18 protein-coding genes are annotated in these 22983 nt (G+C 56.9%); 8 read left to right on the top strand and 10 right to left on the bottom strand.

Annotated elements, in window-relative coordinates; genetic code table 11:
• Positions 1-109: 109 nt before the first annotated feature.
• Positions 110-1261, top strand: coding sequence for an acetylornithine deacetylase (gene argE, locus MFP24_RS18585; protein ID WP_249231762.1), 1152 nt, complete (start codon positions 110-112; stop codon positions 1259-1261).
• Between the two features lie 58 nt (positions 1262-1319).
• A complete protein-coding gene (locus tag MFP24_RS18580; RefSeq protein ID WP_249231761.1) occupies positions 1320-2033 on the top strand; it encodes a GntR family transcriptional regulator in 714 nt (237 codons plus the stop codon).
• Between the two features lie 7 nt (positions 2034-2040).
• On the opposite strand, the gene MFP24_RS18575 is transcribed toward MFP24_RS18580, so the two are convergent.
• Positions 2041-3240 carry an enolase C-terminal domain-like protein gene (locus tag MFP24_RS18575; RefSeq protein ID WP_249231760.1) on the bottom strand — a complete coding sequence of 400 codons (1200 nt, stop codon included), beginning with the start codon at positions 3238-3240 and terminating at the stop codon, positions 2041-2043.
• 322 nt (positions 3241-3562) lie between these two features.
• Between MFP24_RS18575 and MFP24_RS18570 the strand changes: the two genes are divergently transcribed.
• The 3 genes from MFP24_RS18570 to ppc all read left to right on the top strand — a co-directional run bounded on the left by MFP24_RS18570 (position 3563) and on the right by ppc (position 9787).
• Positions 3563-4939: a PTS transporter subunit EIIC gene (locus MFP24_RS18570; protein ID WP_249231759.1), complete on the top strand. Its 1377-nt coding sequence runs from the start codon at positions 3563-3565 to the stop codon at positions 4937-4939.
• Between the two features lie 237 nt (positions 4940-5176).
• Positions 5177-6832, top strand: coding sequence for a glucan biosynthesis protein D (locus tag MFP24_RS18565; protein WP_249231758.1), 1656 nt, complete (start codon positions 5177-5179; stop codon positions 6830-6832).
• Between the two features lie 315 nt (positions 6833-7147).
• Positions 7148-9787, top strand: coding sequence for a phosphoenolpyruvate carboxylase (ppc, locus tag MFP24_RS18560; RefSeq protein ID WP_249231757.1), 2640 nt, complete (start codon positions 7148-7150; stop codon positions 9785-9787).
• A 246-nt stretch (positions 9788-10033) separates the two neighbouring features.
• Here ppc and MFP24_RS18555 read toward each other — a convergent pair whose 3' ends face one another.
• The 3 genes from MFP24_RS18555 to metE form a co-directional block, all read right to left on the bottom strand.
• A complete protein-coding gene (locus MFP24_RS18555; RefSeq protein WP_136164784.1) occupies positions 10034-10816 on the bottom strand; it encodes a tyrosine-protein phosphatase in 783 nt (260 codons plus the stop codon).
• Between the two features lie 84 nt (positions 10817-10900).
• Positions 10901-11671 carry a uridine phosphorylase gene (gene udp, locus MFP24_RS18550; protein ID WP_249231756.1) on the bottom strand — a complete coding sequence of 257 codons (771 nt, stop codon included), beginning with the start codon at positions 11669-11671 and terminating at the stop codon, positions 10901-10903.
• Positions 11672-12105: 434 nt separating this feature from the next.
• Positions 12106-14370 (bottom strand): 5-methyltetrahydropteroyltriglutamate--homocysteine S-methyltransferase, encoded by a 2265-nt coding sequence (gene metE / locus MFP24_RS18545; RefSeq protein ID WP_249231755.1) that lies wholly within the window; start codon positions 14368-14370, stop codon positions 12106-12108.
• A 104-nt stretch (positions 14371-14474) separates the two neighbouring features.
• Between metE and metR the strand changes: the two genes are divergently transcribed.
• Positions 14475-15410 (top strand): HTH-type transcriptional regulator MetR, encoded by a 936-nt coding sequence (metR, locus tag MFP24_RS18540; RefSeq protein WP_249231754.1) that lies wholly within the window; start codon positions 14475-14477, stop codon positions 15408-15410.
• On the opposite strand, the gene MFP24_RS18535 is transcribed toward metR, so the two are convergent.
• From MFP24_RS18535 to MFP24_RS18510, 6 genes are all read right to left on the bottom strand, one after another.
• Entirely contained in the window at positions 15316-16215 is a 900-nt protein-coding gene (locus tag MFP24_RS18535) for a carboxylate/amino acid/amine transporter (RefSeq protein ID WP_249231753.1), read from the bottom strand. The two genes, metR and MFP24_RS18535, sit on opposite strands and share 95 nt — an antisense overlap.
• 219 nt (positions 16216-16434) lie before the next feature.
• Positions 16435-17067 carry a lipid IV(A) palmitoyltransferase PagP gene (gene pagP / locus MFP24_RS18530; RefSeq protein ID WP_249231752.1) on the bottom strand — a complete coding sequence of 211 codons (633 nt, stop codon included), beginning with the start codon at positions 17065-17067 and terminating at the stop codon, positions 16435-16437.
• A 303-nt stretch (positions 17068-17370) separates the two neighbouring features.
• Positions 17371-18192, bottom strand: coding sequence for a serine O-acetyltransferase (cysE, locus tag MFP24_RS18525; RefSeq protein WP_009110975.1), 822 nt, complete (start codon positions 18190-18192; stop codon positions 17371-17373).
• Positions 18193-18299: 107 nt separating this feature from the next.
• Entirely contained in the window at positions 18300-19319 is a 1020-nt protein-coding gene (gpsA, locus tag MFP24_RS18520; protein WP_249231751.1) for an NAD(P)H-dependent glycerol-3-phosphate dehydrogenase, read from the bottom strand.
• Positions 19319-19792 carry a protein-export chaperone SecB gene (gene secB, locus MFP24_RS18515; protein WP_249231750.1) on the bottom strand — a complete coding sequence of 158 codons (474 nt, stop codon included), beginning with the start codon at positions 19790-19792 and terminating at the stop codon, positions 19319-19321. Before secB ends, gpsA begins: the two co-directional genes overlap by 1 nt.
• Before the next feature lie 114 nt (positions 19793-19906).
• A complete protein-coding gene (locus MFP24_RS18510) occupies positions 19907-20338 on the bottom strand; it encodes a rhodanese-like domain-containing protein (RefSeq protein ID WP_249231749.1) in 432 nt (143 codons plus the stop codon).
• Positions 20339-20712: 374 nt separating this feature from the next.
• Here MFP24_RS18510 and envC point away from each other — a divergent pair, with 374 nt between their 5' ends.
• Positions 20713-22014 (top strand): murein hydrolase activator EnvC, encoded by a 1302-nt coding sequence (envC, locus tag MFP24_RS18505; RefSeq protein ID WP_249231748.1) that lies wholly within the window; start codon positions 20713-20715, stop codon positions 22012-22014.
• Positions 22015-22079: 65 nt separating this feature from the next.
• Complete coding sequence (locus tag MFP24_RS18500; protein ID WP_249231747.1) at positions 22080-22967, top strand: divergent polysaccharide deacetylase family protein; 888 nt, start codon at positions 22080-22082, stop codon at positions 22965-22967.
• The last annotated feature ends 16 nt before the right edge of the window (positions 22968-22983 follow it).

Below are 22983 nucleotides of genomic sequence, written 5' to 3'. Positions count from 1 at the left end.
CGAAATCGTCACGGATGACCTTAAGGTTTCCTTTCGCCTGGCGTTATTGTATTTTTATTCAAAATAAATGCATGAATATTGATACTATCCTAACCAGAGGCTGTCAACAGTGAAGATGAATTTACCCCCTTTTCTTGAGCTATACCGGGCGTTGATCGCCACGCCGTCGATCAGCGCGACCGACAGCGCGCTCGATCAAAGTAATCAGGCGTTAATCAACCTGCTGTCCGGCTGGTTCAGCGATTTGGGCTTTCATGTCGAAGTACAGCCCGTTCCCGGCACGCAACATAAATTTAACATGCTGGCCAGAATAGGTGAAGGCAAGGGGGGATTATTACTGGCCGGGCACACGGATACCGTGCCGTTCGACGACGGACGCTGGACGCGCGATCCCTTCACGCTGACCGAGCACGACAACAAGCTGTACGGCCTGGGCACCGCCGATATGAAAGGCTTTTTCGCCTTTATTCTCGATACCCTGCGCGATATCGACCCGGCGCAGTTGAGCAAGCCGCTCTATGTGCTCGCCACCGCCGATGAAGAAACCACCATGGCCGGCGCCCAATATTTCGCCGGGTCCACGCAGGTCAGACCGGACTGCGCCATTATCGGCGAACCCACTTCGCTGCAGCCGGTGCGCGCCCATAAGGGCCATATGTCCAGCGCCATCCGCATTCAGGGGCAGTCCGGCCACTCCAGCGATCCCTCCCGCGGCGTCAACGCCATCGAGCTGATGCATGAGGCCGTCTCGCATCTGCTGGTGCTGCGCAATACCCTGCAGGAGCGCTATCACAACCCGGCGTTCCATATTCCCTACCCGACGATGAATCTCGGCCATATTCACGGCGGCGACGCCGCCAACCGCATCTGCGGCTGCTGCGAACTGCATATGGATATCCGCCCGCTGCCGGGGCTGACGCTCGGCGATCTGAACGGCCTGCTGTCCGAAGCGCTGGCGCCGGTGAGCGAGCGCTGGCCCGGCCGCTTGAATATCGCCGAACTGCACCCGCCGATCCCCGGTTATGAATGCCCGGCGGATCACCATTTGGTGTCGGTGGTGGAAAAATTATTGGGCACGCCGACGGAGGTGGTCAATTACTGTACCGAAGCGCCGTTTATTCAGCAGATCTGCCCGACGCTGGTGCTGGGACCCGGCTCCATCGATCAGGCGCATCAGCCGGACGAATTCCTCGATACCGCCTTTATCAAACCGACGAGAGAATTAATTTCGCAGATGATCAAGCATTTCTGCCACCCGTAACCCTGCGACTTGCGGCCTTATCCGCCCGCAAAGCGGATAAGGCCGTTTGAGAGAACCAATGAAGAAAAAAGATTTTATCGCCCAGGATCTGTTAAGCAAAATCTATCAGCACAGCGACCCGCTGCCGGAAAAGCTGCCGCCGGAACGCCAGTTGGCCGAAGAATACGGCGTGTCGCGCTTCACGATCCGCAACGCATTGGAAAAGCTCGCCAGCATTGGCGCGATTTCTATGGTGCAGGGCGCGGGGAACTTCATTAATCAGGGCGTGCGCGGCAATCCGCTGGTCTATAACTCCATTACCGAAAAGAAATTCAACCAGATTTCATTCCGTTTGCTCAGTCTGCATAAACGCTGCCCGAATCGGGAAGAGCAGCAGATATTCGCACTCCCCCGGGATTCCTTTATCTGGGAATTCCGTCGCCTGCGCTATGTGGATAAGCGCAAGGTGCAGATTGAGATATCGACCATGCCGGCGGCTGATTTCCCTGATATCAATCAAAAGATTATTGAGAGCTCCATCCAGCAGTATGTGCTCAGCAAAGGCTACGCCATTTCCCATTCACTGACGCACTATCAGGCCGTCACCGTGAATAAAGCGCAGGCTGAACTGCTGGACTGTAAAAAGGGCATTGCCGCCATGCATATTATCAACCGGGGGATCCTGCAAGGCGGCCGGGTCTATGAGTCCAGCGACATTATTGATATCAACTATTCCTGCGCCTATGTCATTCCCTTCAATCAGGATAACCTGACGTTCCGCCAGTCCCCGTGATCGCCGCCTACGGCGTGTGAATGGCGCCGTCCGGCAACCGGCTCTGCGTCCACTCATGCGGGCGATAGACGACCGGAAACCGACGGGCCTCTTCCAGATTGATGCCTACGCCGATTCCTGGTTTTTCAATAGGATATAAATAGCCATTCTCCGGCTCGACGGCCTCAGGGAAAACCCTGAGGGTATTGGCGGGATAATCGACAAACTCCTGGATCGCGGCGTTATGCAGATGAATATTCAGATGAACATTCACGGCGGCGCCGATCGGCGTCATGTCCGGCGGACAGTGCCACGCCAGCCGCACGCCGAAATTCTGGCAAAACGCCCCCAGTTTTAATGCCGGCGTGATGCCGCCGATCTGCGAGACGTGGCAACGAATGAAATCAATTCGCCGGTTGATCACCAGATCCTGCCATTCGGCCGGATTATTGAACAACTCCCCGGTCGCCAGCGGCACCGCGCTCTGGCTGCGAATCTGCGCCAGCCAGGCGTTCTGATCGGGCGGCAAAATATCCTCAATAAAATAAGGATGATAGGCTTCAACTTCTTTCGCAAATCGCACCGCCTGATGGGGGAAAAGCCGCTCATGCACGTCATGCAGAATATGAAAGCGGTCTTCATATTTTTCTCTCAGCGCATGAAACATGGCGAGGGTGTCGGTGATGTATTGATCCTGATCGTAATAAGCGCCGTCCGTCGGCTGCCGCGTACCATGCTGTAAGGCGGCGTTGCCGCCATAAAAACCCAACTGGCAGCGAATATGACGGTAGCCGCGGGCATAAAGGCGATCCACGTCCAGAAACAACCCGGCCAGCGTATCGCTCGCCGCATGACTGTATGCGACGACGGCATCGCGGGATTTACCGCCGAATAGCTGATAGAGCGGCATATCGGCCAGCTTGCCCTTGATATCCCAGAGCGCCATGTCCACGCCGGCCACCGCATTATTGATGACGGGGCCGTTTCGCCAGTAGGCGTTAACCATCATCATATGCCACAGATCTTCGATATTATTGGCGTCCCGCCCGACCAGTAACGGCTTGAGATATTCATCCACCATGGCTTTTACCGCCAGCGGACGCTGCTGGAAGGTCGCACAGCCATAACCCGTTATGCCTTTATCCGTACTGACGATAACGGTAACCAGATTATGTCGGTCGGGCCGGGTGACCAAACATTCAATATTGGTAATTATTGTCGGCAACACAAAAGTATCCTCCAGCATTTCCGGCCTGAATAGAAAAAACAGGCGGAAAGGCAATATCAAAAACCGTTTCTTTTTTGCTTTCTACTGCCTTTTTTTCGCCTTGTAAACGACTTAATGCAAAAGAATTATTTTGGTTTGAAAAAATGATTTAATTACCAAAAAAACCATACCAATTATAGATTTTATAAAAAACAACCCAGTTTTAAACTAATGTTGTGATGTAGATCATGATTTATTGGTTTGTTTTTACTTAAGGAGAAACCTACTATCCCAGTAAATAATTCGGTCTAAAATACATGAAGGCCAAGCGAGGGATTTATTTATGGGGAAAAATGAAGTAATTCAGTCGATCATTAACCTGGTCGGCGGAAATAAAAATATCAATAAAGTCTGGCACTGTATGACTCGCCTTCGTTTTGATCTGATTGATGATAATAAAGTTAACGCGGAAGAAATTAAGGCGTTGCCGGGAATATTAGGCGCGCAAAATCAAAGCGACCAGTTTCAAATTATTATTGGCCCTCAGGTGGAAACTTATTACCAGGCTTTAGTGGCGATGCTATCGCTATCGCCATCGACAACCGACGCCGAGACGCAAAAGAATAAAAAAGGCCTGATATCCCTGTTTATGGATACCGTCTCCGGCGTATTCGGTCCTATCGTGCCGGCCATCGCCGGTGCCGGGATGATCAAAGGGCTGCTGGCCGGATTAATCGCGCTGAATGTCATCTCGGCCAAAACCGATACGGTGATCGTTATCGACCTGATCGCCAGCGGCGTATTCTATTTTTTACCGTTCTTTCTGGCGGTATCCGCGGCCAAGATATTCAAAACCAATGAATATCTGGCGGCGGCCATCGCCGCCTGCCTGATGTATCCGTCACTGATGGAAGCGGCCAAAGCGCTGGCCGGCCACAGCCCGGACGCGGTAAGCGCCTTCTTTTTCCTTGGCGTTATCCCGGTTTCCGTTTTTAACTATTCGGCCAGCGTCATTCCGGTTATTTTCTCCGTACTGGCGCTGAGTTACATCCATCGTTGGGTCGACGCCATTATGCCGTCAGTGCTGAAAACGGTATTTACGCCAACCCTGACGCTGTTCATTACCGCGCTGGTATCGCTGACGCTGATCGGACCGCTGGGAATTTACCTCGGCAAATTACTGGCGCTGTTTATCCAGAACCTGTTTGATATTTCATCCATTTTTGCCGGATTTGTGGTCGGAGCCATCCGGCCGGTGGCGATTCTTACGGGCATGCACCACGCCATGACCCCCATTGCGCTGCAGAACTTCACCGATCGGGGCTTCGATATGCTGATGCCGATGATGTTTATGGCGAATATGGCCATTGCCGGCGCAACATTCTCCATTTATTTTCACGCCAAAAACCGCCAGGACAAATCGGTGGTGTTATCCGCCGCGGTGTCAGCCCTGCTCGGTATTACGGAACCCGCTTTATTCGGCGTGCTGACCAAATATAAAAAGGCCTTTATTGCCGCGACCGCTGCAAGCTCGATCGCCTCCGCGTTTATCGCTTTCTTCGGAGTGCGGCTATTCGGTTACATCTTATCAAGCATTTTCAGCCTGCCGGCCTACATCGGTCCGTATTTTATTTTTGCCGTCTCCGGCGTCATCATCGCGCTGACGCTCTCTTTCACCCTCACCTATGCGCTGGTCGTTCGCCAAAGCGCCAAGCTGTAGGCCGTTTTCCGGGGCCTTCGCGCCTCAATAGCAGGCTCTATTGTGAAGAAAGGTAAAAAAAGTTCAGGATAATAAGAGTTTTTGCTGTTTTTATAGCAATAGATGAATATGTTTTTCATTCGCACATATCGGCATCGCCCATGCTTAGCGCCCTTGTTACACTGCTGCCGGTTGGTTATTCCAGCAAGTTTCGCCATCGCAAAGGGGTTTCTGCAACTTAAGGAAAGTAATGCTGCTATGAATCGAAGATTATTTCTCAAAGCCTCCATGGCGCTGGCCGCCGGCTGCGGCATTCCGGCGCTGGCCACGGTTTTTCCCCGCGCGGCCCTGGCCGCGGGAGAGCAAATCGCGGACGGCAATGCGACGCCTTTCAGTTTTTCCCTGCTCAAGAAAATGGCGGCGGATCGCGCCAGGCAGCCCTATAACGGCCAGTCGGCGGCGCTTCCTCCCACGCTGGCCAAGCTGACGCCGCAGGCCTACAACGATATCCGCTATGACGCCGGGCATTCGCTCTGGAACTCGCTGGAAAATCGCCAGTTGGACGTACAATATTTTCACGTCGGCATGGGATTTACCCGCCCTGTACGTATGTTCTCCATCGATTCCGCCAACAACACGGCGCGTGAAATTCATTTCCGCCCGGAATTGTTCGACTATACCGGCGCCGGCGTCGACGTCTCGCAGCTCGAAGGTAAAGACGATCTCGGTTTCGCCGGCTTCAGGGTATTTAAAGCGCCGGAACTGACCCAGAGGGACATCGTCTCTTTCCTCGGCGCCAGCTATTTCCGCGCCGTGGACTCCACCTATCAGTACGGCCTGTCGGCGCGCGGGATCGCCGTCAACACCTATACCTCCCAGCCCGAGGAGTTCCCCGACTTCGTCGCCTTCTGGTTCGAACAGCCGGCAGCGGGAGCCACCTCCTTCACCGTCTATGCGCTTTTGGACGGCCCCAGCGCCACGGGCGCCTACCGTTTCGTCATCGACTGCGAGGCGGAGCGCGTGGTGATGGATATCGAAAAACAGCTGCATGCCCGTAAGGATATCCAGCAATTGGGCATCGCGCCCATGACCAGCATGTTCAGCTGCGGCAACCACGAGCGCCGCATGTGCGACACCATCCATCCCCAGATTCACGACTCCGACCGGCTGGCCATGTGGACGGGAGAGGGAGAATGGATTTGCCGGCCGTTGAACAATCCTCAAAAACTCCGCTTCAATACCTATCAGGACAATAACCCCAAGGGATTCGGGCTGCTGCAAACCGATCGCGATTTCGATAATTACCAGGATGTCATCGGCTGGTACCACAAGCGGCCGAGCCTGTGGGTGGAGCCCGTCGGCCGGTGGGGCAAAGGCGCCGTCACGCTGATGGAAATTCCGACCACCGGAGAGACGCTGGATAATATCGTCTGTTTTTGGCACCCCGAAACCCCGATAAAAGCCGGCAGCGAATACAACTACCGCTATAAACTGTACTGGAGCGCCGACGCGCCGGAGCGCACGCCTCTCGCCAGGGTGCATGCCACGCGCACGGGAATGGGCGGCTTCCCGGAAGGGTGGGCGCCGGGCGAACACTATCCCGCACAGTGGGCGCGGCGTTTTGCGGTGGATTTCGTCGGCGGCGATCTGAAATCCGCGGCCCCCAGAGGGATAGAGCCGGTGATTACCCTCTCCGACGGTCAGGCCAAAAATATCGAAATCCTCTACGTCGAGCCTTTTGACGGCTACCGTATTCTGTTCGACTGGTATCCGACCAGCGAGAAGAACGATCCCGTCGATATGCGGCTGTTCTTACGTTCGCAGGGCGAGACGCTGAGCGAAACCTGGCTTTATCAGTATTTCCCTCCCGCCGCGGACCAACGCCGTTATATCGACGACCGGGAAATGCATTAGTTATTTCGCCGCCCGGCGAAATAAGCTGAAGTAATATGGCGATCGCCGGTCTGCACGGCCCGCGATCGCCGCTACGTCATGCGGCCCGTTTCCTCTCCCGATAAGCGCCCCTAATGTCAGCACGTCTGTAATTAAATTTCACAAATTGCCATGTCCATATCAAAGCAGGTAAAAATATGGGCGGTATAAAAGAATAACGCGCACAAAGAATCGTCAATTGACGAATCAACCGCATCATGGCTAGATGAAAGGAGCGCAGTACGTCTTTCAGGTGAAACAAACTTACAAAAAAATCAGAGGTGGGTCAGGGTAACTATGAGCGAGCAATATTCGGCAATGCGCAGTAACGTCAGCATGCTAGGCAAGCTGCTTGGCGATACGATTAAGGAAGCGCTGGGTGAGAACATTCTTGATAAGGTCGAAAGGATCCGTAAATTATCAAAATCCTCCCGAGCAGGCAGTGAAAAGCACCGTCAGGAACTGCTGAACACACTACAAAATCTGTCCAACGATGAGCTATTGCCGGTTGCCCGCGCATTTAGCCAATTCCTTAACTTTACCAATACCGCCGAGCAATACCACACCATCTCGCCGCACGGCGAGGCGGCCAGCAACCCGGAACTGCTCTCCAAGGCCTTTGCGCGCTTAAAAGAAAATAAGGATCTGACGGAAAGGGATATTCGCAACGCGGTCGAATCGCTGTCCATCGAGCTGGTGCTGACCGCGCACCCCACCGAGATCACCCGTCGCACGCTGATCCACAAGCTGGTCGAGGTGAATACCTGCCTGAAGCAGCTCGATCACGACGATCTGGCGGACTATGAGCGCAACCGTATTATGCGCCGCCTGCGTCAATTGATCGCCCAGTCCTGGCATACCGACGAAATCCGCAAAATACGGCCGACCCCGCTGGAAGAAGCCAAATGGGGATTCGCGGTGGTGGAAAATAGCCTGTGGGAAGGCGTTCCCGCTTTTTTACGCGAGCTGGATGAACTGCTGGAAAAATCTTTCGGCTACCGTTTGCCCGTAGAAGCCGTGCCGGTACGCTTTACCTCATGGATGGGGGGCGACCGCGACGGCAACCCCAACGTGACCGCCGAAGTGACCCGCCGGGTATTATTACTCAGCCGCTGGAAAGCGGCCGACCTGTTCCTGCAGGATATTCAGACCCTGGTATCGGAACTGTCGATGTCCGCCTGTACGCCGGAACTACGCAAGCTGGCCGGCGGCGATGAAGTACAGGAGCCGTACCGCGCCATCATGAAATCATTGCGAGCCCAGTTGAATAGCACGCTGGCTTATCTGGATGCGCGTCTCAAAGGCGGAGAGCTGTTACCGCCGAAAGACCTGCTGGTCAGCAATGAACAATTGTGGGATCCGCTGTTCGCCTGTTATCAGTCGCTGCATGCCTGCGGCATGGGCATCATCGCCGACGGTCAATTGCTGGACACGCTGCGCCGCGTGCGCTGCTTCGGCGTACCTCTGGTGCGCATCGACGTTCGTCAGGAAAGCACCAATCACAGCGAGGCGCTGGCGGAAATCACCCGTTACCTGGGTTTGGGCGACTATGAAAGCTGGTCCGAGTCCGACAAACAGGCCTTCCTGATCCGCGAATTAAGCTCCAAACGTCCGCTGCTGCCGCGCCAGTGGGAACCCAGCGCAGAGACCAAAGAGGTGATCGATACCTGTAAAGTCATTGCCAAAGCGCCCGCCGGTTCGATCGCCGCCTACGTCATTTCCATGGCGCGTACGCCTTCCGACGTACTGGCGGTGCATTTGCTGCTCAAGGAAGCCGGCTGCCCGTTCGCCTTACCGGTCGCCCCGCTGTTTGAAACGCTGGAAGACCTGAACAATGCCGACGACGTAATGACCCAGTTGCTGAACATCGACTGGTATCGCGGCGTCATTCAGGGCAAACAGATGGTGATGATCGGCTATTCCGACTCGGCGAAAGACGCCGGCGTGATGGCGGCGTCGTGGGCGCAGTACCGCGCGCAGGACGCCCTGATTAAAACCTGCGAGAAAGCCGGCATCGCGCTGACGCTGTTCCACGGTCGCGGCGGCTCCATCGGCCGCGGCGGCGCGCCGGCCCACGCCGCCCTGCTGTCTCAGCCGCCGGGCAGCCTGAAGGGCGGCCTGCGCGTCACCGAACAGGGGGAGATGATCCGCTTTAAGTACGGCCTGCCGGAAGTCACCATCAGCAGCCTGGCGCTGTACACCGGGGCGATTCTGGAAGCCAACCTGTTGCCGCCGCCGGAGCCCGAACAGGAGTGGAGCGAGGTGATGGACGAGCTGTCCCGCGTCTCCTGCGAGATGTATCGCGGCTACGTACGCGAAAACCCGGACTTCGTCCCTTATTTCCGCTCCGCCACGCCGGAGCTGGAGCTGGGTAAATTACCGTTGGGCTCCCGCCCGGCGAAACGCCGTCCTACCGGCGGGGTGGAAAGCCTGCGCGCCATTCCGTGGATTTTCGCCTGGACGCAGAACCGCCTGATGCTGCCCGCGTGGCTGGGGGCGGGCGCCGCGTTGCAGAAGGTCGTCAACGACGGCAAACAGGCGCAGTTGGAAGCCATGTGCCGCGACTGGCCGTTTTTCTCCACCCGCATCGGGATGCTGGAAATGGTGTTTTCCAAAGCCGACCTGTGGCTGGCCGAATACTACGACCAGCGTCTGGTCGACAAGAAGCTGTGGCCGTTGGGGAAACAGCTGCGCGAGCAGCTGGCGCAAGATATCCATGTGGTGCTGACCATCGCCAACGACGATCACCTGATGGAAGACCTGCCGTGGATCGCCGAATCCATCGCGTTGCGCAACGTGTATACCGACCCGTTGAACGTGCTTCAGGCCGAGCTGCTGCACCGCTCGCGTCAGCAGGAAGAGCCGGACCCGGAGGTAGAGCTGGCGTTGATGGTGACCATCGCGGGGGTCGCCGCGGGGATGCGCAATACCGGCTGATCGATAAAAGCTAAACGCGGAAACGACAAAGGCCGGTCCATGACCGGCCTTTCAATTGATGACAAAGTCTCAACCTACAAATCCGTCATTCCCGCGCAGGCGGGAATCCCTTGAACTCGGCGCTACCAGCGGAAGAAGGTCCCCGCCTACAGCCGCGGGGACGACGGTCATAAGGCTAGTTTGTCAACGATCCAAGGCCGGTTAATATGACCGGCCTTTGTCATCGCTTTCCCGGCGCGTTCGGCATCACGCCAGATATTTATCCTGCAGAAACTGCCGGGCGCGGTTATCCAGCCCGTACTCCGCCTCCATCCAGCCGTCAACCGAACCGTGGCGTTCATTAATCGCCCGCAGCGCCGTGACGATAAACTCTTCCTTAACCGACAGCACATAGGAAAACCGCCCCAGCGCTTTCTCGCTCAGGGTCTGCGCCAGATGCGTCATCAACTGCTGCCGGAATGGCGTCAGCGTGGTTTCGGTCAGCAGATAATCTTCAATCACCGTTTGCTCATCAACCCCCAGCGCCAGCATCACCAGCGCCGATCCCAGACCGGTGCGGTCTTTGCCCACCGCGCAGTGCTGTACCAGCGCGCCGTTATCCGGCTGCAACAGCAGCGACGCCAGTTGGCGATAAGCGGAATTATCGAAAGGCAAACGGCGGTAAAGTTCCAGCATAAAGGCCCGCGAGTCGAAGGACTCCAGCACCTCCGATCCCAAAGAATCCAGATTCGCCGTGACTTCGTGCCGCAGCGGGTTGGCGGGGAACGGATGGTAGTTCGCGCCGGGCCACAGGATATCGGGCTTGAGGGCGATTTCATCCGGATCGCGGTAGTCGAGAACATCGGCGACGGGCACGCCGGCCAGGCGTTCGCAGTCCGCCGGCGTCAATAAATCCAGCGAGCCGGCTCGAAATAGCTTGCCGCGGCGGATAAGCCGCCCGTCCGCCGTCCGATTGCCGCCCAGATCGCGGAAATTGATCCCGCCGTCCAGCGGAACCAGGGAAGGATGGAGTAACGTGGGTTCGGTCATACATCTCCTTGCGGTGGTCATAACGGGCAGGCCGGGAAACGGGCCGGCATTGCCTATCGCCGGCCCGATATGCGGTAATACCGTTTATGCGCGAGCCAGCAGGCGACGGGTGGCGTCCAGCAGAACCTTGACCACCGTGGTTTCAGCCAGCTTCATGGTGGCGACATCGGGAATTTCCTGCTGGGTGCGATTGACAATCACCCCGGCTATCATCCCGGCGCGCAGCCCCTGGCTGGCGCACATCGTCAGCAGGGTGGCGGATTCCATTTCATAATTCAGCACCCCCATGCTTTGCCACTCTTCCATCGATCCCTGGAAACGGCGCACCACGCGGCCTGAAAAGGTATCATAACGCTCCTGGCCGGGGTAAAACGTATCGGATGATGCGGTCACGCCAACGTGCAGCGCCGCGCCGGACGCCTTTGCCGCCTCGACCAGGGCGGTGGTGCAGTCAAAATCGGCCACCGCCGGAAATTCCAGCGGCGCGAAATGCAGGCTGGCGCCGTCGAGCCGTACCGCCGCGGTCGTCACCAGCACATCCCCCACGTTGATGCCCGGCTGGATCGCCCCGGTCGTCCCCACCCGCAGGAAGGTGCGGATGCCCAGCTGCGCCAGCTCCTCCACCGCAATCGACGTTGACGGGCCGCCAATGCCGGTGGAACAGACGATAATCGGCTTGCCGTCCAGTTCGCCGCGCCAGGAGGTAAATTCACGGTGCGACGCCAGAGGGACCGGGTTATCCAGCAGGCGGGCTATTTTTTCCACTCGCTCAGGGTCGCCCGGCACAATCGCCAGCGTCGCGCCCTGTAAATCAGGCTTTGTCAGACCGAGATGAAACACATCAGATTTGGACATAACCGCCCTCCCAGGCAATAAGTTAAGTCATCAGAGGAAATAAGGAAGAATTTTAGCCTATTACCAGGCGTTTTTTAGTGATGACAATCACTCATAAAAAAGAAACAGAAACTCAACATACATAAAATTGTGATTCACATCACTATTAAGCGTTATCAACAACGCTTTTGCGCCGTTTTGGTTCCGTTATTGTAGATTCTTTAGCCGTTGCTATTCCTGGCGGCAGACAAAAAACCCGCTGTTTCTATGCGTAAAAAAGGGAGGTTGCTGACAAAGTCGCCTGTAAGTCGGCGATACCCGGGCCTACCGTACCGAGGGGCGCTCCGGCGGCTTACGCCGCTACGGCCCCTCGCCACGCTCTCCCTAATAACGAGCGTTGTCAATAGTCTGAGGGAGGCAGCGCCTCCCTGTAACCGATCGTTAATGTTACCGGCTTAGCGCGCGTCGCGCAGACGCCGGGCCGCCTCAACCATATTGGCCAGCGCCTGGCGGGTTTCCGGCCAGCCGCGGGTTTTCAGACCGCAGTCCGGGTTAACCCACAGACGCTCCGCCGGGATACGCTGCGCCGCTTTCTTCAGCAGCGCTTCGATCCACTCCACGCTCGGCACATTCGGCGAGTGGATATCATACACGCCCGGACCGATTTCGTTCGGATACTCAAACTCTTCAAACGACTCCAGCAGCTCCATATCGGAACGCGAGGTTTCGATGGTGATCACATCGGCGTCCAGCGCGGCGATGGAATCCATAATGTCGTTGAATTCGCAGTAACACATATGGGTGTGGATCTGCGTATCGTCTCGCGCCACGGCGGCATTCAGGCGGAAAGCGTCCACCGCCCAGGCCAGATAGGCATCCCAGTCGGAACGGCGCAGCGGCAGACCTTCACGCAGGGCGGGTTCATCGATCTGAATAATGCCGATACCGGCTTTTTCCAGATCGGCCACTTCGTCGCGCAGCGCCAGCGCAATCTGTTTGGCGATGGTTTCACGCGTCACGTCTTCGCGCGGGAACGACCAGCACAGAATGGTCACCGGGCCGGTAAGCATGCCTTTCATCGGCTTGTCGGTCAGCGACTGGGCGTATTTCGCCCACTCAACGGTAATGGCCTGCGGGCGGCTGACGTCGCCGATAATCACCGGCGGCTTCACGCAGCGGGAGCCATAGCTCTGCACCCAGCCGTTCTGGGTAAAGACGAAACCGTCCAGATGCTCGCCGAAATACTCCACCATATCGTTACGCTCGGCTTCGCCGTGCACCAGCACGTCCAGTCCCAGACGTTCCTGCTCGACCACCGCCTGCTTGATATGCTCGGCGATGCCGGTGCGGTAGTTGTTTCCGTCCAGACGCCCTTGCTTGAAGTCCAGACGCAGGCCGCGAATTTCCGTGGTTTGCGGGAAAGAGCCGATGGTGGTGGTCGGCCATGCCGGCAGCTTGAAGCGTTCGCGCTGAGCCGCGGCGCGCAGCGGGTAAGCGCTCTGACGCAGACTATCCTGCGCAGTGATGGCCGCCAGACGCCGCTCCACCGCCGGATTGTTTACGCGGGTGGACGTACGGCGAGCGCGGATCGGCGCGCTGTACGCGTCCAGCGCCTGCACATCGCCGCCGTTCAGCGCCTGGGAAAGCAGAGACAGCTCCGCACATTTCTGGATGGCGAAGGCAAACCAGCTTTTCACCTCATCGTCCAGACGCGTTTCGACGCTTAAATCGATCGGGCTGTGCAGCAAAGAGCAGGAGCTTCCCAGCCACAGATTCCGTTTGCCCGCCAGCGGTTGCAGGCGCTCAAACCAGGCGCTCAGGTCGGCGCGCCAGACGTTGCGCCCGTTAATCACCCCCAGCGACAGCAGCCAGTCGGCGGGCAATTGTTCATTCAGCGCAGCAGCGTCGTCTTTGCCGTGCACCAGATCGACGTGCAGCCCCTGTACCGGCAGCGCTTTGACCGTATCCAGATTCTGGCCGATGCTGTCGAAATAGGTGGTCAGCAACAGTTTCACCGGCCCTTGCAGCGCATCGTACGCCGGTTGGAACGCCGCCAGCCACTCCGGCGGCAGCTCCAGCACCAGCGCCGGCTCATCGATCTGCACCCATTCGATGCCGCGTTTAGCCAGCTCGGCCAATACCTGCCGATAGACCGGTAAAATATCCTGCAACAGCGACAGGCGATCGAACTGCTCGCCTTTTACCTTACCCAGCCACAGATAGGTGACCGGCCCCAGCAGCACGGGCTTCACCTTGTGGCCCAGCGCCAGCGCTTCGTCCACTTCTTCCAGCAGTTGCGTCCAGGTCAGTTTGAACTGCTGGCCTTTGACAAATTCCGGCACCATATAATGGTAGTTAGTGTTGAACCACTTGGTCATCTCGGCGGCGGCGGCGGGTTCGCCGGTCGGCGCGCGTCCGCGGCCGATGCGGAACAGCGTGTCCAGATCGACCGAGCCATCGGCATTCTGATGACGGGCCGGTACGTTCCCCAGCAGCAGGCTGGTGGTGAGGACATGATCGTACCAGGCGAAATCACCCACCGGCAGCAGATCGACGCCCGCATCCTTTTGTTGCTGCCAGTGACGCGCCCGAAGATCGCGTCCAACGGCCAGCAACTCTTCCCGGGTTGCGTTGCCTGCCCAATAGCTTTCCTGCGCTTTTTTCAGTTCACGTCGTAATCCAACGCGCGGAAAACCCAGTGTGTGATTTAAGATGGTCATCGTTAATTCCTCATTTAGCCGTCCAGATGTTTACACATCCATAATCCGCAGGTAGTGTATAATGCACAAGCGCAATTTATTCACTGTCACTGTGAAGGACTCTCATGATCGAACTTAAACACCTGCGAACGCTGCAAGCACTGCGCAATACGGGGTCGTTGGCCGCCGCCGCCGCCGCGCTGCATCAAACCCAGTCGGCGTTATCACACCAGTTCAGCGATCTGGAGCAGCGTCTTGGGTTCAGGCTATTTGTGCGTAAAAGCCAGCCGCTGCGCTTTACGCCGCAGGGAGAGATCCTGTTGCAGTTGGCCGAGCAGGTGTTGCCGCAGATTCAGCAGGCGCTACAGGCGTGTCATGAACCGCACCAGGCCACGCTGCGTCTGGCGATTGAGTGTCACAGCTGTATTCAGTGGCTGACCCCGGCGCTGGATGAGTTCCATCAAAACTGGCCGCAGGTGGCGACGGACTTTAAATCCGGCGTCACCTTCGACCCGCAGCCCGCGCTGCAACAGGGCGAGCTGGATCTGGTGATGACCTCGGATATCCTGCCGCGCAGCGGGCTGCACTACGCGCCGCTGTTCGATTTTGAAGTCCGGCTGGCGCTGGCGCCCGACCATCCGCTGGTGGGAAAAGATAAAATCGAACCGGAAGACCTGGGGGCGGAAACCCTGATGATCTATCCGGTTCAGCGCCAGCGGCTGGACGTCTGGCGCCACTTTCTGCAACCGGCCGGCGTCAGCCCGGCGCTGAAGAGCGTCGACAACACGCTGCTGCTGATCCAGATGGTGGCCGCCCGCATGGGGATCGCCGCGCTGCCGCACTGGGTGGTGGAGAGCTTTGAACGTCAGGGACTGATTGTGACAAAAACGCTGGGAGAGGGGCTGTGGAGCCGGTTGTACGCCGCCGTGCGGGACGGGGAACAGCGCCAACCGGTGATCGAAGCCTTTATTCGCTCGGCGCGTCAGCACGCCTGTGAGCATTTACCCTTTGTGCGGGACGCTTCGCGACCCAATGCCGGTGTACCCACAGCGAGGACATGATAATAATGGCCCCAATGATAAAGCTCGGCCAGTGGACCTTTTCCTGCCAGATAGCCAGGTTGACCAGCAACCCGGCGGGAACGTGGAAATTATTCATGATCCCCAGGGTGCCCGCGTCGACCTGGGTGGCGCCATAGTTCCACATAAAGTAGCCCAACCCCGAAGCCGCAACCCCCAGCCAAACCAGGACTCCCCACTGCAACGACGTCGTGGGCAGTTTATCGGCGTTACCAAACAGCAGCCAGGCCGCCACCGAAACCGCCAGCGCGCCCAGATAGAACCATGAAAAGGCGGTATGCTGCGGCATCGGATGCACTTCCATCAGGCGCTTGTATCCGACCTGCCCGATGGCAAAGAAAATGTTGGCGGCCTGTACCAGCACCAGCCCCCACAGAAAATGCGTGCTGACCTCGTCGTAGCGGATCACCGCTGCCCCCAGCACCGCCAGCAGCGCGCTGAACATATAGCCCCAGCGCAGGCGCTCGCGCCGCAGCAGATCGTAAATTAAGGTGACATACAGCGGCGTCATTACCGTGAAGAGTAAAAATTCAGGCACCGTAAGGTATAGATACGCCTGGAAAACAAACAGATACATAATCCCCAGTTGGCAGGCGCCCACCAGCAGATAAAGTAAAATCACCCGCGGCGCATAGCCCCGCCAGCGTAAAAACGGCAGGAAGACCAATGCCGCCAGCCCGACGCGCATCAATACGGAAAACCAGCTGTCGACCTGGCCGGCCAGATATTCGCCAATCAGGCTAAATGAAAAAGCCCACAATATGGTGGTGATAATCAGTAATGGCACAGCGCAATATCCGCTCAAGAAAGAAGTGTCGCTATTGTAACGGAGAACGGCGAATGAATTTCAGTCAATATGGTTTACATTTGAATAAATAACCAGCGGATAATTACCCGATAATATCGCCCGATAAACGCGACGGATTTAATCCCCTGCGTCAAACCCCTTTCAATTATTGCGAAAGGGGTTTGGCGAATTAAGTATCAACAAAGGGGAACGGCGGGATCAAATTTGCCATCTGAACCAGGCGAAAAAGACGTTGCCGTTATTGTAGGTGCCGGGAATATAGGTCGCCTGGAAAGAGAGCTTCTGATAATTGATTGAGGCCAGAGGCAACAGCACCGGAATAGGAATATAGTTCCAGTTATCGCGCATCGTCACGCCGGCGGTAAAACCCAGCCCCAGTTGGAAATCCTGATCGCGGGTCGGCCGCCAGCGTTTCTCAAAGCCATAACCGCCGATAGGCTCCCATTTATTATGGGAATCCTTAAACGCCATGGCGTAAATCCCATGCCAGTCGCCGTCTTCATCCAGGCGTGAAACACCATATCCCGCGCCCCACGGACGCTCGTTATATTCATCGGTTTTATCTTTATCGTAGGTCCAGCGGTTATGCCAGGTAATAGCGGGAATATAGATATCGTGGTTCGGGGATTCCGACCATGTTTTAGACAGGTTATTTTTACTTCTCTGCCACCAGCTTTCATCATGCCCGCCGGCTTCAGCGCCGACGCCGCTAGTCGTAGTACCGCTGCTCGCCACACCGCCGCTATGCGCCGTGTCAGTTGCATAAGTCACAATCGGCATGGCGGATGACGCCGTAAAACACAGGATGATTAAAATACGCTTTAAATACATTAGTAGACTCTCTGCAACCATAATATTACTACTCTTACCTTTTCAAGTCGCCGGCGCGTCGAGCGCCTTCCCGCCCCTTGAAATCTATCGGGTTTAACAAAACATATAGCTTAATGCATTCTGTTTGCACAGATGGTACGGCAATAAAATAAGCCGCCATTATGCGGAACAAACGGCAATGGCGGTTAAATAAATGATAATTAGGGAAAGGGTTTCGGACAGTTCTTACCCGCAAAAACAAAAAACCCGCGTATTTGCGGAGAATTAATAAATACGAGGTTTTTTATTAATGCGCGGCCGGTATTAAATGCCGTCGCCATACTCAAAGCCACGGTTCACGCCGTTGAAATACTGATCCATATCCATCGACGGCTTATCCGTTTCCGGACGGCCGACGATGCGCGCGGGCACGCCGGCGGCGGTGGTATGAGGAGGAACGGACTGCAACACCACCGAGCCCGCGCCGATTTTAGCGCCGCGACCGACCTCAATATTCCCCAGGATTTTGGCGCCCGCGCCGATCATCACCCCTTCACGGATTTTAGGATGGCGATCGCCGCTGGTCTTGCCCGTACCGCCAAGGGTGACGGACTGCAGGATAGAGACATCATTCTCCACCACCGCCGTTTCACCGATCACGATGCCCGTGGCGTGATCGAGCATAATGCCGTAGCCAATCGTCGCCGCCGGATGGATATCGACGCCAAAAGAGACCGAAATCTGATTCTGGAAATAGATCGCCAGCGCTTTACGCTCCTGCGACCAGAGCCAGTGACCGATGCGATACGCCTGCAACGCATGAAACCCTTTCAGGTAAAGCAGCGGCGTCGAGTATTTATCGACCGCCGGATCGCGCAGGCACACCGCCTGAATATCGCGCGCGGCGGCGACGATCATTTGCGCGTCGGCCTGATACGCCTCTTCAGCCACTTCACGAATGGCGATGGCCGGCATGATCGCGCTCGCCAGCTTATTGGCCAGCATATAGCTCAGCGCGCTGCCCAGGTTCTCGTGTTTCAGCAATGTGGCATGAAAAAAACTGGCCAGCATAGGTTCGCTATCAGCCAAACTACGCGCTTCCGCCTTAATATTGTTCCAGACCAGTGCCAGTTCTTCTGTCGACATTGCCTTACTCTCCGAAATGCCACGCATCAATCGCCATCACCCCTGATGTCTATTACTCACAAAACATCCGGGCCGTCTGTATTAAGAAAGCCCGAAAAAACAGGATATTATAAATTAGTGCTTTCGTCTTTACGCGTACGCCCCAGCAGACTTAGCGCTGCTTCCCGGGCGTCTTTGCCGCAATACAGGACTTGCCAGAGCTGTTCGGTAATCGGCATTTCCACGCCGTGGCGCTGCGCCAACGCCAGCACTTCCTTGGTGTTACGGTATCCCTCGACCACCTGACCGATTTTATCCTGCGCCTCCTGAACGTCCATCCCCTGCCCCAGCATCATACCGAAACGCCGGTTACGGGATTGGTTATCCGTACAGGTCAGCACCAGATCGCCCAGCCCGGCCATCCCCATAAAGGTGGTGGGATCGGCGCCCAACGCCACGCCCAGCCGGGTCATCTCCGCCAGGCCGCGGGTAATCAACGCCGTTCGCGCGTTGGCGCCAAAACCGATGCCGTCGGACATGCCGGCGCCGATGGCAATCACGTTTTTCACCGCGCCGCCCAACTGTACGCCGATAAAATCAGGATTGCTGTATACCCGGAAACTTTTGCCGCAATGCAGCAAATGCTGCAGATCGTCGGCAAAGCCGCTATCCGTCGCCGCCAGCGCAATCGCCGTCGGCAGACCGGCGGCCAGTTCTTTGGCGAAGGTCGGCCCGGACACGACGGCCAGCGGGATTTTCTCGCCCAGCGCTTCACGCGCCACGTCCTGCAGCAGGCGCCCGGTTTCCGCTTCCAGCCCCTTGGTCGCCCACACGATGCGCGCATCAGCCCGCAAATGCGGTTTAATCTGGCGCAGTACGTCGCCGAACACATGGCTGGGCACCACCACCAGCACATTCCGGCTGGCGGCCAGCGCCCGCGCCAGATCCGTTTCCAGCCGCAGCGAATCAGGAAAAGGAACATCAGGAAGAAACGCCTGATTACAGCGAGCGGCCTGCAGGGCCTGGATATGCGCCGGCTCGTGCCCCCAGAGCACGACCTGGTGGCCATTACGCGCCAGCGTAATGGCCAATGCGGTGCCGTATGAACCGGCACCGATGACGGCCATTGAAGCGTCGGACGCGTTCATCAGGCATCCTGACGCGGTTCGGCGGCGCCTTCGCCTTCTGTCTGCTGCTGCAGATAGCTCATAAACAGCGCATCAAAGTTGACCGGCGCCAGGTTCAACTGCGGGAACGTACCGCGGGAAACCAGGCTGGTGATGCACTCGCGCGCATAAGGGAACAGAATGTTCGGGCAGTATGCGCCCAGGCAGTGCGCCAGCTGGGTGCCTTCGATACCGCCCACGGTGAAAATTCCGCCCTGCTGAACTTCACACAGAAAAGCCGTCTCTTCACCCAGCGAAGCCGTCACCGTGACGCGCAGCACCACTTCATAGATATCTTCCGCCAACTGGCTGGATGCCGTGTCCAGATCCAGCTTCACTTCAGGCTGCCATTCCTGCTGGAATACCTGAGGGGCGTTCGGCGCTTCAAAAGAGATATCCTTGGTATAAATACGCTGGATCTGGAAAGACATTTCGGCGTTGTTTTGTTCGGACATGTTAAATAATACCTTTTGTTGGATTTCTTTGACGCCGTCCATCGTCAGCGAAGGCGTCAGTTCATTTATCTAAATTGCGTTTACCTAATCCCGGCGTCGCGGTCAGCCCGCGGATTATTTGCCACGGACCAAAGGCAGATTTTCACCGCTCCAGCCGGCAAGGCCGTCCTTCAGCACCAGTACGCGTTCAAAGCCCGCTTTCAGCAGGTTGCTCGCCGCTTCGCGCGAAGAAAGACCGTTGGCGCACACCACGATCACCGGCTGCGCTTTATGCTTTTCCAACTCGCCTACGCTGCCGTTTTTAATATCAGTGGGCAACAGGTTAAATGCGTTGGCAATGTGACCGCGACGATAGTCGTCACGATTACGAATATCGACAATCACGGCATCTTCTTTGTTGATTAGCTGGATCGCCTCGCCGCGAGCCACGTCTTTCACTTTGGAAAATTTACTCTTCACCGTCAACACGATAACAGCAACCAGCAGGGCAACCCAAGCCACGCTCAATATAGGATGCTTGCTAATAAATGGCATAATCTCTTGCATGGGGTGTAACGACTCCCGAATCAGTTAAGCGATAAAAATATAAGGTTCCTGAGTATACCTGCGTGATACGGCAAATACAGCCAGTAAGCCAACATAGCGTACGGAATCTGCGGCGCGATACATAAAAAATTTCCAGGAGAAATTTTTAACGTCGCATCGGCGACGGCCCGCAGGGTGGCCGCCAGGGATGGCGGGCCATAAAAAATTTCCGCGCAGATAAGGTAATTCACCCATTTTATGCGCATACGTTCCCATTTATCTATTATTGATGCATCCGCTGCGCCGGCGCCGCGTCGTTTTTGTCACGAATGGAAATAGAAATCGGACAACAGACAACTGGTCAGCCGCGGTTCATCGTGGAATAATCCCTTGATATGAGTAAAAAAGCGTTATCTGTTCAGTTGCGAGCGGCATGTGGCGCCAACGTTGGATCTGCGGCGCGCCACAAGCGGTTCACCCGGTGCGCCAGCGCGTTTTGCGTCGGCGTTTTGCTGTTGTCCGCCGCCAGCCAGGCGGCGGATAACCAGGCGCAGCTCAAAAACCTGCAGCAGGATATCGCGGCAAAAGAAAAAATCGTTCAGCAACAGCGACAGCAGCGCGGCGCGCTACTCCAGCAATTGAAAAAGCAGGAGCAGTCGATTGCCCAGTCGAGCCGCCAGCTCCATGAGACGCGCAACACGCTGGCCGCATTGAATAAGGAACTGGCCGCGCTCGGCGCCTCCATTACCCGGCTGCAGTCGCAGCAGAAAACGCAGCAGAACATCCTGGCCCATCAGCTTGACGCCGCATTCCGTCAGGGTCGGCACAGCGCGCTGCAGCTGATTCTGAGCGGGGAGGAAAGCCAGCGCAGCGAACGTATTCTCGCCTATTTCGGTTATCTGAACGACGCGCGTCAGAAATCCATCAACGACCTTCAGCAAACGCAAAGCGAACTGGCCGATCAGAAACAGCTGCTGGAGCAGAAACAAAACCAGCAGAAAACGCTGCTGAGCGACCAGCAGCAACAGCAGCAGGCGCTGGAACAGGCGCAGTCCGAACGTAAAAAAACGCTGGTCACCCTGGAAAGCTCGCTGGAAAAAGATCAGCGTCAGCTAGCCGAGCTGCGGCAGAATGAAACCCGCCTGCGCGATCAGATCGCCCGGGCCGAGCGCGAAGCCAAAGCCAGAGCCGAACGTGAAGCGCGCGAAGCCGCCAAAGTACGGGCGAAAGAGCAGCAGGCCAAACGCCGCGGCGGCAGCTATAAGCCGACGGAAAGCGAACAGTCGCTGATGGCGCGCACCGGCGGGCTGGGGCGGCCCGCCGCCCAGGCATTCTGGCCGGTGCGCGGGAGGATCGAACACCGTTTCGGCGAACCGCTGCAGGGCGAGTTACGCTGGAAAGGGCTGGTTATCGCCGCGCCGGAGGGAACCGAAGTGAAAGCCATCGCCGACGGCAACGTTCTGATGGCCGACTGGCTGCAAGGCTACGGCCTGGTGGTGGTGGTGCAGCACGGCAAAGGCGACATGAGTTTATACGGCTACAATCAAAGCGCGCTGGTTTCCGTCGGCGCGCAGGTTAAAGCGGGCCAGCCCATCGCGCTGGTGGGCACCAGCGGCGGGCAAAGCCAGCCGGCGCTCTATTTTGAAATTCGTCGCCAGGGTCAGGCGGTCAATCCACAACCTTGGCTGGGAAGATAGTCTTGTCTCATTTAAAATCCAAAATAATTTTATTTTTCAGTTTATTAACGCTATCCCCTTGTCTGATGGCCGGCAAACTTTCCATCGTCATCGATGACTTTGGCTACCGTCCTCATAACGAGAATCAGATTTTAAACCTGCCGACCGCCATTTCGGTCGCGGTATTGCCCAACGCGCCTTACGCCAGAGAAATGGCGACCAAAGCGCATAATCAAGGGCGCGAAGTGCTGATTCACCTGCCGATGGCGCCAATGAGCAAACAGCCGCTGGAGCGCGATACCCTGCATCCCGGCATGAGCAGCGAAGAGATCCAGCGCATTATCCGCCAGTCCGTCAACAACGTTCCTTACGCCGTAGGGATGAACAACCATATGGGCAGCGCGATGACCGCCAGCCTCCCCGGCATGCAGAAAGTGATGCAGGCCCTGAGCGCCTATCATCTCTATTTTCTCGACAGCATGACCATCGGCAGCAGCCAGGCCAGTCAGGCCGCCGTCGGAACCGGGGTAAAAGTGATTAAGCGCCGAGTATTCCTCGATGACTCGCAGAACGAAGCCGATATCCGCCGCCAGTTTAACCGCGCGGTGCAGATAGCGCGGCGCAGCGGTTCCGCCATCGCCATCGGGCATCCGCATCCGTCGACCATCCGGGTGCTGCAGCAAATGCTGCCGACGCTGGAGCCCGACATTGTGCTGGTGCGTCCCAGCCAGTTGCTGAACGAACCGGCGCACTACCAACCCCTGCCGCCGTCAGAAACGCAGAAACCGGCCAAACCCCGCAATCCATTCCGCGGCGTGCAGCAGTGCAAGGTGAAAAAAGCGCCGCAGCCGGTGAAAGAGGGCGCTATCTTCGAGCTGGCCGCCAGCAGCATCCGCGACAGCGCCGCCGTCACCTTTGTAAAACGCCGCTGGCAAACCTGGCTGGCGCCGGGTGAACCGGCGACCAGGCGGTAGTTTTATTCTCGCAGCA

The sequence above is a fragment of the Brenneria tiliae genome (assembly GCF_023347575.1).
Classification (GTDB): Bacteria; Pseudomonadota; Gammaproteobacteria; order Enterobacterales; family Enterobacteriaceae; genus Brenneria; species Brenneria corticis.
Note: the sequence above shows the minus strand (reverse complement) of the source record. Positions and strands in the feature narration are given on the sequence as shown.

Bases quoted from the DNA above. Each gene is read 5' to 3' on its own strand.
- MFP24_RS18580 (WP_249231761.1), top strand. From the start codon at position 1,320: ATGAAGAAAAAAGATTTTATCGCCCAGGATCTGTTAAGCAAAATCTAT.
- MFP24_RS18570 (WP_249231759.1), top strand. From the start codon at position 3,563: ATGGGGAAAAATGAAGTAATTCAGTCGATCATTAACCTGGTCGGCGGA.
- MFP24_RS18565 (WP_249231758.1), top strand. From the start codon at position 5,177: ATGAATCGAAGATTATTTCTCAAAGCCTCCATGGCGCTGGCCGCCGGC.
- ppc (WP_249231757.1), top strand. From the start codon at position 7,148: ATGAGCGAGCAATATTCGGCAATGCGCAGTAACGTCAGCATGCTAGGC.
- MFP24_RS18555 (WP_136164784.1), bottom strand. From the start codon at position 10,816: ATGACCGAACCCACGTTACTCCATCCTTCCCTGGTTCCGCTGGACGGC.
- udp (WP_249231756.1), bottom strand. From the start codon at position 11,671: ATGTCCAAATCTGATGTGTTTCATCTCGGTCTGACAAAGCCTGATTTA.
- metE (WP_249231755.1), bottom strand. From the start codon at position 14,370: ATGACCATCTTAAATCACACACTGGGTTTTCCGCGCGTTGGATTACGA.
- metR (WP_249231754.1), top strand. From the start codon at position 14,475: ATGATCGAACTTAAACACCTGCGAACGCTGCAAGCACTGCGCAATACG.
- pagP (WP_249231752.1), bottom strand. From the start codon at position 17,067: ATGTATTTAAAGCGTATTTTAATCATCCTGTGTTTTACGGCGTCATCC.
- cysE (WP_009110975.1), bottom strand. From the start codon at position 18,192: ATGTCGACAGAAGAACTGGCACTGGTCTGGAACAATATTAAGGCGGAA.
- gpsA (WP_249231751.1), bottom strand. From the start codon at position 19,319: ATGAACGCGTCCGACGCTTCAATGGCCGTCATCGGTGCCGGTTCATAC.
- secB (WP_249231750.1), bottom strand. From the start codon at position 19,792: ATGTCCGAACAAAACAACGCCGAAATGTCTTTCCAGATCCAGCGTATT.
- MFP24_RS18510 (WP_249231749.1), bottom strand. From the start codon at position 20,338: ATGCAAGAGATTATGCCATTTATTAGCAAGCATCCTATATTGAGCGTG.
- envC (WP_249231748.1), top strand. From the start codon at position 20,713: ATGAGTAAAAAAGCGTTATCTGTTCAGTTGCGAGCGGCATGTGGCGCC.
- MFP24_RS18500 (WP_249231747.1), top strand. From the start codon at position 22,080: ATGGCCGGCAAACTTTCCATCGTCATCGATGACTTTGGCTACCGTCCT.